This window comes from Chitinimonas prasina (genome assembly GCF_030160395.1).
GTDB lineage: Bacteria > Pseudomonadota > Gammaproteobacteria > Burkholderiales > Chitinimonadaceae > Chitinimonas > Chitinimonas prasina.
In genome coordinates, this window is sequence record NZ_BSOG01000001.1 from 1,413,022 (window position 1) to 1,426,232 (window position 13,211).

A 13,211-nucleotide genomic window follows, 5' to 3' on the forward strand; every position below is an offset into this window, starting at 1 on the left:
CAGAATATATAGTTAGCTCACCAAGGTGAGCTTTGCATAATCCAGCGCCAGCCACTTCACGCCGGCGGCACCGAAATTCACCTGCACATTGGCACCCTTGCCTGTTCCATCGTAGTCGATCACCACGCCGGTGCCGAACTTGGGATGGGCCACGCTGGCACCCACCCGCATACCGTGCTCGGGCGCCGCCTTCTCCGGCTTGCGGGCCGGCATGGCGGCTGGCGCATAGCCCCGGTTCAGCCATTTCAGCAGGTCTTCCGGTATCTCGCTCAAAAAGCGCGAGGCGATGGAAAAACGCGTCTGGCCATGCAGCATGCGGCTTTGCGCCAGGCTGATATACAGCCGGCGGCGGGCGCGGGTAATAGCCACATAGGCCAGCCGGCGTTCTTCTTCTATCGATTGCGGATCGTTGATGCTGTTGTCGTGGGGGAACAGGCCTTCTTCGACACCAGTCAGGAACACCGCGTGGAATTCCAGCCCCTTGGCAGCGTGCACCGTCATCAGCTGCAGCGCATCCTGGCCGGGCGCAGCTTCGTGCTCGCCCGCCTCCAGGCTGGCCTGGGCCAGAAAGTCCACCACGCTGTCTTCGTTGTCCTGCACGAAACGGGCGGCGGCAGACACCAGCTGTTCCAGGTTTTCCAACCTGTCCTGACCTTCCTTGTCGTTGCGGTAAAACTCCAGCAACCCCGATTGCTCGATGGCCAACTGCACCAGCTCGGGCAGGCTCAGGCCATCGGCCTGGGCACGCATGCCCTCGATCAGCTGCACAAACCGGCCCACGGCAGCGGCACTACGGCCTGCCCCGCCCGAGCAGGCGGCCTGCCAGATGCTGGTGCCGGTGCCGCGTGCGGTTTCGCCCAGCAGCTCCAGCGTGCGGTTGCCTATCCCCCGTACCGGGAAGTTGATCACTCTCAGCAGGGCGTTGTCATCCTCTACATTGGCGATAAGCCGCAAATATGCCAGCGCGTGCTTGATTTCCTGCCGCTCGAAAAAGCGCAGGCCGCCATATACCCGGTAGGGCAAGCCGGCCTGGAACAAGGCATGTTCCAGCACCCGTGATTGCGCGTTGGAGCGGTACAGCACGGCCATATCGCTGAGCGCCTGGCCCTCACGGTTAAGCTGGCGCACCTCATCGACCACAAACTGGGCTTCCTCGAAATCGCTGGCAGCCTCAAACACCCGTATAGGGTCGCCGGCGCATTCCTCGGTCCACAGGTTCTTGCCCAGGCGGCCCCGGTTATGGGTAATCAGGGCGTTGGCCGCATCCAGGATATTGCCGTGGGAGCGATAGTTCTGCTCCAGCCGTATCACGGTCTGGACCGCGAAATCCGACTCGAAATCGCGCATATTCCCCACATTGGCGCCTCGGAAGGCATAGATGCTCTGGTCGTCGTCGCCCACCGCAAACACCGCCGCCTCGGGGATGGTCTCGCCCGTAGCAGTATCGACCTTGCCCAGCGCCCGGTTGAGCGGATCGGTCTTGCCGGCCAGCAGCTTGAGCCAGCGGTATTGCAGCCGGTTGGTGTCCTGGAACTCATCGACCAGGATATAGCGGAAGCGGGCGTTGTAATGCTGGCGCAAGGGCGCGTTGTCGCGCAGCAGCTCGTAGCTGCGCAGCAGCAGCTCGGCAAAGTCCACCACCCCTTCGCGGCGGCACTGGCGCTCATATTCCTCGTACAGCTGCTTGAGCTGGCGAGTGTAGTCGTCCCACGATTCCACCTCGTGGGCACGGCGGCCTTCTTCCTTGTTGGCATTGATAAAGTGCATCAGATCGCGCGGCGGGTATTTCTCGTCGTCGATATTCAGCGCCTTCAGCAGCCGCTTGATGGCCGCCAGTTGATCGGCACTGTCGAGTATCTGGAAAGCCTGCGGCAAGCCGGCATCGCGCCAATGCAGCCGCAGTAGCCTGTTGCACAAGCCATGGAAGGTGCCCACCCACAGCGAGCGCGCATTGATGGGCAGCTGGGCCGAGATACGAGTCAGCATCTCCTTGGCGGCCTTGTTGGTAAAGGTCACGGCCAGTATGCCCTGGGGGCTCACCTGGCCGGTGCTGAGCAGCCAGGCAATGCGGGTGGTCAGTACGCGGGTCTTGCCCGATCCGGCGCCGGCCAGGATCAAGGCGGGCACGGCCGGCAGGGTGACAGCAGCGAGTTGTTCGGGATTAAGGCCGTTGAGCAGCGAGGACGACATAGGAGGGCCGGAGATAGGTATGGCGCCCATTCTAGCAAGCCTGCCCGCCGCCCCGGAAAAACCCGTGCGATCAGTGTCTTGTGATGCGCGATGGCCCGGCGTAAATTGGAATGGTCAACAGGCCAGGAAACCCCGCCCATGTCGTCGTTACTCCACCCCGCACCGGGCGCAGCCTGGAACCTGTTCAAGCAGGTCGGCTTCATGGTGGCCCTGATTACACCGCTGCAGGCCATGGCAGGCTTCCTGGACGGCGGCTGGCGCGCCTGGCAACTGCTGGCGGTATCGTTTGTGCTGGCCCCCTGCATGGATTGGCTGCTGGGCGACGACCCCAGCCCACCCGTGCAGCAGGGCGAGCCGCAGCGGCACTACTGGTTCGACCTGGTCATCTACCTTTATGTACCGGCCTACTGGGCAGCCCTGCTGCTGGGGCTATGGTGTGCCGCCCAGCCAGACTGGACCGCGCAGACCCGGCTGGGCGCCACCCTCAGCATGGGCGTGGTGGGCGGCATCGCCATCGTGGTGGCGCACGAGCTGGGCCACCGCCGCACCCGATTGGAGCGCCTGCTGGCGCAACTGCTACTGCAGCCGGTGTGCTACGGCCACTTCACGCTCGAACACAATCGCGGCCACCACGCCTGGGTGGCCACGCCGGGCGACCCGGCCACCGCCCGCTATGGCGAATCGTTCTACCGTTTTTATCTGCGCTGCGTGCCCGCCACCTGGCAGGCCGCCTGGCGGCTGGAGTTCGAACGCATGGCGCGGTTGGGCCACAGCCGCTGGCACTGGCGCAATGCCATGTGGCGGCACTGCGGCATCCCTCTGGCTCTGGGCCTCGCCATTGCCCTGGCACTGGGGCCGTGGGCCCTGCTGTTCTGGCTGGGGCAGGCCGTCATGGCCTTCAGCCTGCTGGAAGTGGTGAACTACCTGGAGCACTACGGCCTGCAACGGCGCGCCCTGCCCGATGGCCGCTACGAGCCCGTTGCCCCCCGGCATTCCTGGAACAGCAACCACCTGTTCTCCAATCTGTTCGTCTACCAGCTGCAACGCCATGCCGACCACCACGCCCACCCCAGCCGCCCCTACCAGGCCCTGCGCCCCTTCCCCGACGCCCCGCAACTGCCATCGGGCTATGCCGGCATGATTCCGCTGGCCCTGATACCGCCCCTGTGGTTCCGCGTCATGAACCCGCGTGCAAAAAAATGGGGCGATTTACCCCAAATGAATGATTCATAGCCCCAGCCAGCTCAGCTAAACCGGGTACTCGACCTGTCGACTCAACCGAGGCCCCACCATGTACCAGCTGCGCCTGCGCTCCTTGTTTATCTGGCTCACCGCCGCATCGTTGCTGCTGGTACTGCTGATACTGTTCACCCTCAGCCGCCTGTCGGCCGCCGTCGACGAACTGAGCCAGGCCCAGGCCAACCGCTACCAATCCTATTTGCTGGCCGATACCCTGCGGCAAAGCTCCGACGACCTGACCCGGCTGGCGCGCACCTATGTGGTAACCGGCGACCCCGCCTACGAGCGGCAGTACTGGGATGTGATCGCCATCCGCAATGGCGACAAACCACTGCCCGAGGCCTATCACCGCATCTATTGGGATTTTGTGGCCGCAGGCGAGGCCAAGCCCCGGCCCGATGGCCGGCCCACAGCCCTGCTGGACATGATGAAGGCCGCCGGTTTCAGCGAGGCCGAGTTCGCCAAGCTGAACGAAGCCAAGGCCAATTCAGACGGCCTGGTCAAGACCGAGACCATCGCCATGAATGCCGTCAAAGGCCGCTTCGACGACGGCCAGGGTGGCTTTAGCAAAACCGCCGAGCCCGACCTGGAACTGGCCCGCCGGCTGATGCACGACAGCGCCTACCACGCCGAAAAAGCCCGCATCATGAAGCCGGTCGATGCCTTCTACCAGCTGATGGAGCAACGCACCGAAGGCGCCGTGCAGGCCGCGCAGGCCAAGAAAACCTTCGACCTGTGGCTGGTCTGGCTGGCCATTGCCATCAACCTGGCCGGCCTGGCGCTGGGCCTGGCCTACACCTATCGCAAGCTGGTGCAGATGCTGGGGGGCGAGCCCGCCATTGCGGCCCAGGCCGTACACCAGGTGGCCAACGGCAACCTGGCCTCCCCCATCGCCCAGGCCCACGAACACAGCCTGCTGGGCCGGCTGCGCCTGATGCAGCAAAACCTGCGCGAGCTGATAGGCGGCATACAAAGCCAGGCAGGCCGGCTGGGCGGCGATGCCGGGCAACTGGCCCAGGTGGCCGGCACCACCCTGGGGCAAAGCCAGATGCAGCAGGAGCTGGCCTCAGAAATGGCCGCCGCCGTCGAGAACTTCGCCGTCGGCATCCACGAAATCGCCGCCAACGCCCGCGAAGCCCGGCAAGAGAGCCAGCGCGCCGGCAGCCTCTCGGCCCAGAACCACGAGGCCATCTCGGCCGCCACCGCCCAGGTCGACGCCCTGGCCAGCCGCCTGATCGAGGCTAACGAGCGCATGGAATCACTGGACGGCGCCTCGCAACAGGTGGGCGCCGTGGTGGGTGTGATCAAGGACGTGGCCGAACAGACCAATCTGCTGGCCCTCAACGCCGCCATCGAAGCCGCCCGCGCCGGCGAAGCAGGCCGGGGCTTTGCCGTGGTGGCCGACGAAGTACGCAAGCTGGCCGAGCGCACCGCCCAATCCACCCGCGAAATCACCCACACCCTGGCACAGATGCGCACCGGGGTAGAGCAGGCCGAACAAAGCGTACAAGCCGCCCTGGGCCAGATAGGCGGCGTGGTGCAGACCATGTCTGCCGCCGCCGACTCAGTCAACCAGGTCGAGCAGGCCGCCAATGGCACCCTGGCAAGAGTGGACGATCTATCAGACCGCCTGGGCGAACAACAGGCCACCAGCGTAGAACTGGCCCGCCATGTCGAATCGCTGGCCGCCATGGCCGAGGAGACCAAGCTGGGCGTGGAATCGCTGGATGCGACTTCGCGGGGGCTACATGCCTTGTCGCAGTCGTTGGGCGGGGCGGTGGCGAGGTTTGCGGTGTAGGGGGCTTGAAATGTCGGGTGGCAGGTGTTTGAGCTTGGTTGAGGCGGTGACGAATGCGGCTAGGCTAGGTGCTTATGCGTCACTGTTGACCAAGCGCAGACCACCAACTTGGCAAGCCCGTGTGACTGGAGTTCGGCCTAAGCGGACCCTGAGCACACTGGGTTTGGTCGTCCGCTAATGATCCATTCCGGGCTTGCATGCGAGAGAGCGTTTCACCATACCCTATAGACATAGAGAACGTCGTGGCGCCCGGTTTTCTGTTGTTGTTATACTGCACTGCGAATCGCAAGCGACTGAAAATCAATGAGTTACGACGATTTTACGGCACCCTTAATATTAATTGATATACGGACCCGCGGGTCCGTATAAACACTGTTAGCGCTTTCTAGAGCGGCATCTGAGATGAGAAAAGAAATCCCTGCCCCAGTTATCGCCGTGCTAGCGGAGAGTTTTCCGTCTATTGAGTCGCACGCATCACTGGATAGTTTGTTCTTACACGCTGACGCTCCAGGTGATCCTCCCGAAGGCTCAAAGCCTGTTAAGACACAAGCTTGGTTACGTCGTATAAACAAAGAGGCTAAAGAGCCACTGCGTGTACTTGGCAAGCTCATTGAGTGCTACATGGAGATTCCGGAGCAGGATGAAAAGGAATCAATAATCTTCGGTCATTCAATAGAGAGCCCCAAGAAACAACTAAGAGAAAAGCTAAAATCAATACTTAAACGTTGCAACCTGCAATACGTCCAAGGTGGACACATTTCCGACGGAACATCATCCCCTAGCAGGTCACTGCAAGAATTAATAAAGGGGCGTGACATACCTGCACTTGAGGCCGAATTCAATCGAGCATTGGTAAACGTAAATGCAGAGCCTCGCGAAGCCGTTTCGGCAGCCTGCAATATTCTGGAGTCTCTATTCAAGGTATACATTGCAGATGAAAATCTAGAGGTACCACAAAAGCAAGACCTACAAAATGTTTGGAAAGTTGTAAGAAGTGATCTCGGATTCGACCCCGGCGCGCTTGAAGATGATGATTTAAAAAGAATATTGACTGGAATAATTTCAACAGTTGATGGAATAGGTGCCTTCAGAACTCATGCAAGCTCCGCTCATGGGCAAGGAAGAAAGCTATACAACATCAAACCTCGTCACGCACGCTTAGCAATAAACTCGGCGCATACCTTGGCTCTGTTTGTTATCGAGACATGGGATGAAAAAAAGCGCTAACCTTTCAGCGCGTAGGGCGCAATAAGCAAAGCGCATTGCGCCGTATGAATGGAGGCTCAACTTAGGTTTGGCATCGAATACAGCGAAGGCTACATCCCCGTGCTCATAGAGGCCTGCCAATACCTATTCGTCGATTTGTTGCCAAAGGCAGTTGCCGGGCACCACTTAGCAAGTTGGTTATACGTTGTGTATTCTACCGGCGTGCAGGTGGCGATAGCATACGGCGCAATGCGCTATTTTTCTCGATGTTTGCGGGCTTATGCCCAAAGGTCTATTATTAACTGTTAGGCGCCCAGCATGACCATCACTCCCAACACGCCCAAAAACTTGCAGTCTGATTCTACTGACTATGTCACTGCCGCAGCCAAGGGCGTCCTTGGAATGGTCCCATTCGCAGGCTCGTTACTAGCTGAGTTAGCTGGCACTGTCATCCCGAACCAACGCATTGATCGCCTTGCAAAATTTGCCATTGAATTGGAGAGTCGTCTATCTCGTTTAGATCACGGGCACCTGTCCGAGCAGTTGAGTAATGAAAATTTTACAGACTTAGCTGAAGAGAGTATTAGGCAAGCGGCTAAATCCATCTCAGATGAGCGCCGCCTATATCTATCTGCATTGCTAGTTAATGGCATCTCTTCCACATTAGTATCACATACTGAATCAAAACATTTACTACAAATTCTTGGCGAATTGAATGATATTGAAGTTGTTTGGTTGCGCTACTACCTAAACCCAACGGTAGGTAGTGATGCTGAATTCATAGGGGCCCATAAAGAAATACTCAAGCCGATAACTCCATACTTAGGTGGTGGTCAAGACTTGGTTGATAAACATGCTCTTCAAGAAAGTTATAAGGAACACTTGGTTCGACTTGGTTTGCTGGTAACGAAATATGAACTAGACCCCAAAACAAAACAGCCCATTTTTGACACTCAAACCGGTCGTCAGAAAGTAAGGGGGTATCAAATTACATCTCTTGGTCGGTTGCTTCTTCGGCAAATTGACTTGGTGACAAATGATCGTGCCTAACCTTTTAGTGAATAGGGCGCAATAAGCAACGGGCATTGCGCCGTATGAATAGAGGCTCAACCTTGGGTTGACACCGAATACAGCAATGGCTACACAAAGCTAATCTCAGCCTACGTGAGGTGATAACATACGGCGCAATGCGCGTTGCTTATTGCGCGCTACGGTGTTCTAGCCGCACGTTACCTCCAACGTTTGGGTTTCAACCTTTTGAGATACGCCATGGCAACACGAGAAGAGACAGAAGTAGCCATCGCTACTCTTCGCAAAGAACTCGACGGCAACGAGTCAGAATACAGTTTTCACATTCCTGGCTGGTCACCAGAGACCTCGAGCATGGGATTTCGTTGGATGCAAAGCCAACTCTGGGAAGGCTTCTATGTAACATATCGCATCGATCATGCGGTCAAGCGCATTCAATTCAAGTGTTGGGAGTATGGAGAGTCAGAGCCTGCTTGGCAACAACTTGACTAGCGCGTAGGACAATGGGAGGGAGGAGTCCATCCCATTACCCTACGCTCGAAGCGGCCGCCGTACAATTTGTGCTAGGATAACCACTGTAGGTCATTGGTGATCAATTATTCGTTTTAACCGTCGAGCAATCAGGTAACTCATATGGGCATGGACTTACGCAACAAGCACGGACAGGAATTCTACTTTACAACAATTGGCTGGGCTTTCTACATTAATTTGGCGATATTGCACTACGGTTGGGAAGCAATAGGTACAGTTGCTCCAAGGAATTGGGATGGCGATAAGAGCCCTTGGCAGGGAGAGTACGATTGGAATGCGGGTCAAGTTGTAGCAGCACAAGATGCAATCGCGTTTGCCATTGCGCTTAATGCCTATATCGCCGACCCGGCACGGGAAGAAAAGAAGGCATTGCTCGCGAAAATGTTCCATGAAGAAGCTGGGATTTCCGTTGAGCTAGATGTCGATGATAGGGAATTGATTACAGCGTTCATCGAATTTGCCTTAAAGGGCGAGTTTGAAACTTGGTAGGAGATTAGCGAGTGGGGCAGCGGGATGATGGCCTCAAGCTGCCATTGCCCTACGTGCTGTTTGTGGATCACTAGCGACCAGCAGCAGATGTTTAGCCTCATGAGCATTTCTCAAATTTTCAAAACACCAGTAGATAGAAGATGCACAGAATGAATGAACACCAACTATTCGGACCTGCGTCTACCTGCCAAAGTCTCCAAGAGTTGATATCGCTGGCGCAATGCATCGTGGGGGATGAAGCGAGATGTGCCATTACTGCTTATGGAATGCTGCTTGGGGCACGATCTGCGCCGGTAGGTGACTACCGCGAAAGCGCCTTGGGCGTGCTTAACAGTCTCGGTGTGGCGAAAATGGAATTGGATAAATCATCTTGCCATACTGAGCCCACTGTAATGGTTACCGCTGCGATGCTTTCTGCAGCCCAAAAATTCGTCGATGAGATGACGATACCCTGCACGGAATGGCCAACCTCCACCGAAGTCGTCACTTACGTTGCTGAGTTTGCCGCAAGATATGCATACGCCGGCCCGTGGAGGCGGACGCTTCTTGGGCAGCATGGTCAAGTCATCGGGTTGGAAGTATTAAGCACGCGCTGAGCGTGTTTTCTGGCGTAATCATGTCCGCTCGGTCGGGACGCAGCCTGTTGACTCGGCACTTTGCAAATCCACAGATCACAACCACCAACCCGCGGACTACGTAGCCGTCCGTACCCGCACCAGCCCAAACAATCAGCCGCCACCACACCCTCCCACCCAGCGCTGCCATCAAACACCCGCCACCACCCCACCGCCCGTCGCAAAGCCTTGACGAATAGGGCAAGCCCGGGCCGCCAGTGGCGGCTGGCTCCGGTATAATCCGCCCCCTTTCCCTCCCCAGAGTTCGCCCTGCCGGGCGGCCACGCATGAACGTCTTTTACGAAGAAAGCGGTGACTTCAAGGTTGCTGCCATCATGAGCGAGTCCGACGCCAATCTGCAGATTGAGGACGCGCGCGGTAAGCGCAGCAAGATCAAGGCTGTGGATGTGCGGTTGCGCTTCGACAAGATCGCCCTGGCCGATTTCATGCCGCAGGCGCAGGCCATGGCCGAGCAGCTGGATCTCGACTTTTTGTGGGAGGTGGCGGGTACCGAGGAGTTCGGCTTTCTGGAGCTGGCCCGCGAGTACTACAGCCCCAACCCTACGGCGCTGGAGCAAGCTGCCCTGGTGGTGCGCCTGCATGGTGCGCCCATGTATTTCTACCGCAAGGGCCGGGGCCGCTACAAGGCTGCGCCCGAGGACAACCTGCGGGCGGCCAAGTCCGGTATGGAGAAGAAGGCCCGCGAGGCGGCGTTGATGGCCGAGTGGCAGCGCGAGCTGCAGGCCGGTGCCTTGCCCGAGGTGCTGAAATCGCATATCCGCACCCTGCTGCACCGGCCGGACAAGAACACCATCGAATGGAAGGCCGTGGCCGCCGCCGCCGATGCGGCGCAGAAGTCGCCGCTGCGCCTGCTGGCCGGCTGTGGCGCCATACCCGATGTGGAGACCTGGCTGCTGGATGGCTTTCTCAGCGAGTACTTCCCCAAGGGGACGGGCTTTCCGGCCATGGAGCTGCCGGCGGCCCCGACGGATCTGCCCGATGCCGGGGTGCGTGCCTTCTCCATCGACGATGCCGCCACTACCGAGATTGACGATGCGCTGTCGGTAACGGTGCTGCCCGATGGCAATACCCGCGTGGGCATCCATATCGCGGCGCCTACCCTGGGCATGGCGGCCGATGCCACCATGGAGCAGGTAGTGCTGGCGCGGCTGTCTACCGTTTATTTCCCCGGCGACAAGATCACCATGCTGCCCGATGCGGTGGTGGAGTCGTTTACGCTGTCGGAAGGCCGCGACTGCCCGGCGGTGAGCCTGTATGTGACGGTGAACCCCGATCTGCAGGTGATCGCCAGCGAAAGCCGGCTGGACCGCGTGCACATTGCGGCCAACCTGCGCCACCACGATCTGGACCCGGTGTTCAACGAGGAGACGGTGGCCCAGCCCGACGGCGGCCCCGATTACCCGTGGAAGGCCGAGCTGATGTTCCTCTGGCGCTTTGCCATTGCGCTGGAGATAGGCCGTGGCAAGCACGACCCCAACCGGGTGGAACGGCCGGACTACAGCTTTGCCATCGACCGCGACGAGGCGGGCGGCAAGCGTGTGCGCATCTATCCGCGCAAGCGCGGCAGCCCCATGGACAAACTGGTGGCCGAGCTGATGATTCTGTGCAACTCCACCTGGGGCAAACAGCTGGCCGATGCGCGGATTCCCGCCATCTACCGCGCCCAGGCCATGGGCCGGGTGCGCATGACCACCCAGCCCTCGCCCCATGTGGGCCTGGGGGTGGCGCAGTACAGCTGGGCCAGCTCGCCGCTGCGCCGCGCGGCCGATTTCATCAACCAGCAGCAATTGGTGGCCATGCTGCAGGGCACGCCACCGCGCTATGCCCCGCGCGACCCCATGCTGTTTGCGGCCCTGCGCGATTTTGACCAGACCTACAACGCCTATGCCGAATTCCAGGGCCGGATGGAGCGCTACTGGTGCCTGAAGTGGCTGGAGCAGGAGGGCGTGCGCGAGATAGGCGCAACCGTGATCAAGGAAAACCTGGTGCGCTTTGATGGCCTGCCCTTGATTCTGCGGATTGCCGGCCTGCCCGAACTGGCACGCGGCACCCCGGTCAAGCTGCAGTTGATCAGCACCGACTATCTCGACCTGGCACTGGAATGCCGCCTGCTGGAAGCCGGCGAGCCGGTTGCCGTGGTGGAAGAGGAAGAAGAAGTGGCCGAGGCGGCGGAAGTCCCCGAGGAACTGGCTGAGCCCGCCGTGGCCGAAACACCTGTAGCACCGGCCCCCCCGGCCGAGGAGTAAGTCTGTCATGCAGCCCAATAATCGTATCGATCATTTCCTGCCCGTGCGTTTTGGCAACGGCACCCTGGTCAAGCAGTTCTCCAAGCCTTGCATCAAGTGCCAGCAGTTGCTGCACGCACGCCATATGCACGGCATTGCCCGCGTGGTGGAAGACCATATGGCGCTGGCTGCCACGGCCCATTGCCCTAGCTGCCATACCCAGTTCCCCATCGCCTGCGTGATCGACAACGAGAAGCGGGTGCGCCGGGTGGTGCTGCCTAACTTTCTGTTCAAGCTCTACCTGCGTAGCCTGCCGGCCAATGCCATCGAGCAGAAGGCCCGCGAGGACGGCCAGGCCCAACTGGCGCGCGAGCAGCCCGCCCCCCAGGCGGCCCCGGTGCCGAGCGTGGATTACCCCCGCGCCGATGCCGTGCTGGGCCAGTACCAGGGCAAGCCCATACCGGCCTATATCGTGGTGAATGGTCAGGAAGTGCCGTTCGACCGGGTAGAACCCGAAGGGCGGGTGGCTAACGGTGAATACCTGCTGGATGGCTGTTTCGTCTATAAAGCGGCTTGATTTGTACCCAACCAGTGGCAGCTTACCCACTGCCGCTCCCCAAGAGCCACGAACAAAACCCTTCTGGCGTTGTTGTGCAAGCTTGCCGTACCCACCTGTACTGTCTACGCTTGCACGCCTAGCCAGAACCGCTACGCTGGGCTTTGTTAGCGGCTCTACAAAACGATTCTCATAAGGAAGACAACATGGCTCAACGTACCCCCCTGTTCGATGCGCACCTGGCCGCCAACGGCAAGATCGTGGACTTTGCCGGCTGGGAGATGCCGATCAACTACGGCTCCCAGATCAAGGAGCACGAGGCGGTGCGCGGCGATGCAGGCATGTTCGATGTGTCGCACATGACGGCCGTGGACGTGCGTGGCGAGCGGGCTACCGAGTTCTTCCAGAAGCTGATCGGCAACGATGTGGCCAAGCTGGGTTTCGAGGGCAAGGCACTGTATTCGGGCATGTTGAACGAAGCCGGTGGCGTGATCGACGACCTGATTGTCTACAAGACCAGCTGGGGCTACCGCGTGGTGGTGAACGCGGGCACCACCGACAAGGACTTGGCCTGGATGGCGCCGATCGCGGCATCGTTCCACGTGGAACTGACCCCGCGCCGCGACCTGGCCATGATTGCCGTACAAGGCCCCAACGCCATTGCCAAGGCCCAGGCTGCCCGCCCGGACGCTGCCGAGTTGATTGCCGGCCTGCAGGTGTTCCAGGGCTTGCCCATGGGTGACTGGTTCTTTGCCCGTACCGGCTATACCGGCGAAGACGGCCTGGAAATCTCCATGCCGGCGGCCGAGGCGATTCCTTTCTGGAACGCCCTGATCGCTGCTGGTGTGGCCCCCGCAGGCCTGGGCGCGCGCGATACCCTGCGCCTGGAAGCCGGCATGAACCTGTACGGCAACGAGATGGACGACAACACCTCGCCCCTGGCCGCCGGCATGGGCTGGACCATTGCCTGGGAGCCGGCAAGCCGTGATTTCGTGGGCCGCAGCGTGGTGGAAAAGGAAAAAGCCGCACGCGCCGCCGGTGGCGCCCTGCTCAAGCAGGTGGGCTTGGTCTACGAAGGCAAGGGCGTGCTGCGTGGCCATATGAAGGTGGTGGCTGAATCCGGCGAGGGTGAGATCACCTCCGGCACCTTCTCGCCGTCCTTGCAGGTATCCATCGCCATGGCCCGCGTGCCGCTGGCCGTCAAGGTAGGCGACACCGTGCAGGTGGATGTGCGCGGCACCCTGCAACCGGCCCGCGTGGTGAAGATGCCCTTTGTGCGCAATGGCAAGAAGGTTTACGAGTGAGTCTGAGCA

The 13,211-nt window shown here is 59.8% G+C and carries 11 protein-coding genes; 10 read left to right on the forward strand and 1 reads right to left on the reverse strand.

The features are described 5' to 3' along the window. Nucleotides 1-12 precede the first annotated feature (12 nt). Nucleotides 13-2,220: a UvrD-helicase domain-containing protein gene (locus QQK16_RS06525; protein WP_284195618.1), complete on the reverse strand. Its 2,208-nt coding sequence runs from the start codon at nucleotides 2,218-2,220 to the stop codon at nucleotides 13-15. A 108-nt stretch (nucleotides 2,221-2,328) separates the two neighbouring features. Between QQK16_RS06525 and QQK16_RS06530 the strand changes: the two genes are divergently transcribed. The 10 genes from QQK16_RS06530 to gcvT all read left to right on the forward strand — a co-directional run bounded on the left by QQK16_RS06530 (nucleotide 2,329) and on the right by gcvT (nucleotide 13,202). Next, the gene (locus QQK16_RS06530) at nucleotides 2,329-3,423 is read left to right on the forward strand and encodes an alkane 1-monooxygenase (protein ID WP_284195619.1); all 1,095 of its coding nucleotides are present in this window, start codon (nucleotides 2,329-2,331) and stop codon (nucleotides 3,421-3,423) included. Between the two features lie 58 nt (nucleotides 3,424-3,481). Continuing rightward, nucleotides 3,482-5,227 carry a methyl-accepting chemotaxis protein gene (locus QQK16_RS06535; RefSeq protein WP_284195620.1) on the forward strand — a complete coding sequence of 582 codons (1,746 nt, stop codon included), beginning with the start codon at nucleotides 3,482-3,484 and terminating at the stop codon, nucleotides 5,225-5,227. 402 nt (nucleotides 5,228-5,629) lie between these two features. Continuing rightward, entirely contained in the window at nucleotides 5,630-6,454 is an 825-nt protein-coding gene (locus tag QQK16_RS06540) for an abortive infection family protein (RefSeq protein ID WP_284195621.1), read from the forward strand. Nucleotides 6,455-6,751: 297 nt separating this feature from the next. Continuing rightward, a complete protein-coding gene (locus QQK16_RS06545; RefSeq protein ID WP_284195622.1) occupies nucleotides 6,752-7,483 on the forward strand; it encodes a hypothetical protein in 732 nt (243 codons plus the stop codon). A gap of 219 nt (nucleotides 7,484-7,702) precedes the next feature. After that, nucleotides 7,703-7,954 (forward strand): hypothetical protein, encoded by a 252-nt coding sequence (locus QQK16_RS06550; protein ID WP_284195623.1) that lies wholly within the window; start codon nucleotides 7,703-7,705, stop codon nucleotides 7,952-7,954. 147 nt (nucleotides 7,955-8,101) lie between these two features. Further along, nucleotides 8,102-8,482: a hypothetical protein gene (locus QQK16_RS06555; protein WP_284195624.1), complete on the forward strand. Its 381-nt coding sequence runs from the start codon at nucleotides 8,102-8,104 to the stop codon at nucleotides 8,480-8,482. Nucleotides 8,483-8,631: 149 nt separating this feature from the next. Next, complete coding sequence (locus QQK16_RS06560) at nucleotides 8,632-9,078, forward strand: hypothetical protein (RefSeq protein WP_284195625.1); 447 nt, start codon at nucleotides 8,632-8,634, stop codon at nucleotides 9,076-9,078. 305 nt (nucleotides 9,079-9,383) lie between these two features. Continuing rightward, nucleotides 9,384-11,363: a ribonuclease catalytic domain-containing protein gene (locus QQK16_RS06565; RefSeq protein ID WP_284195626.1), complete on the forward strand. Its 1,980-nt coding sequence runs from the start codon at nucleotides 9,384-9,386 to the stop codon at nucleotides 11,361-11,363. A gap of 7 nt (nucleotides 11,364-11,370) precedes the next feature. After that, entirely contained in the window at nucleotides 11,371-11,919 is a 549-nt protein-coding gene (locus QQK16_RS06570; protein WP_284195627.1) for a hypothetical protein, read from the forward strand. A 185-nt stretch (nucleotides 11,920-12,104) separates the two neighbouring features. After that, nucleotides 12,105-13,202, forward strand: a complete 1,098-nt coding sequence (gene gcvT, locus QQK16_RS06575; RefSeq protein WP_284195628.1) for a glycine cleavage system aminomethyltransferase GcvT — start codon at nucleotides 12,105-12,107, stop codon at nucleotides 13,200-13,202. The last annotated feature ends 9 nt before the right edge of the window (nucleotides 13,203-13,211 follow it).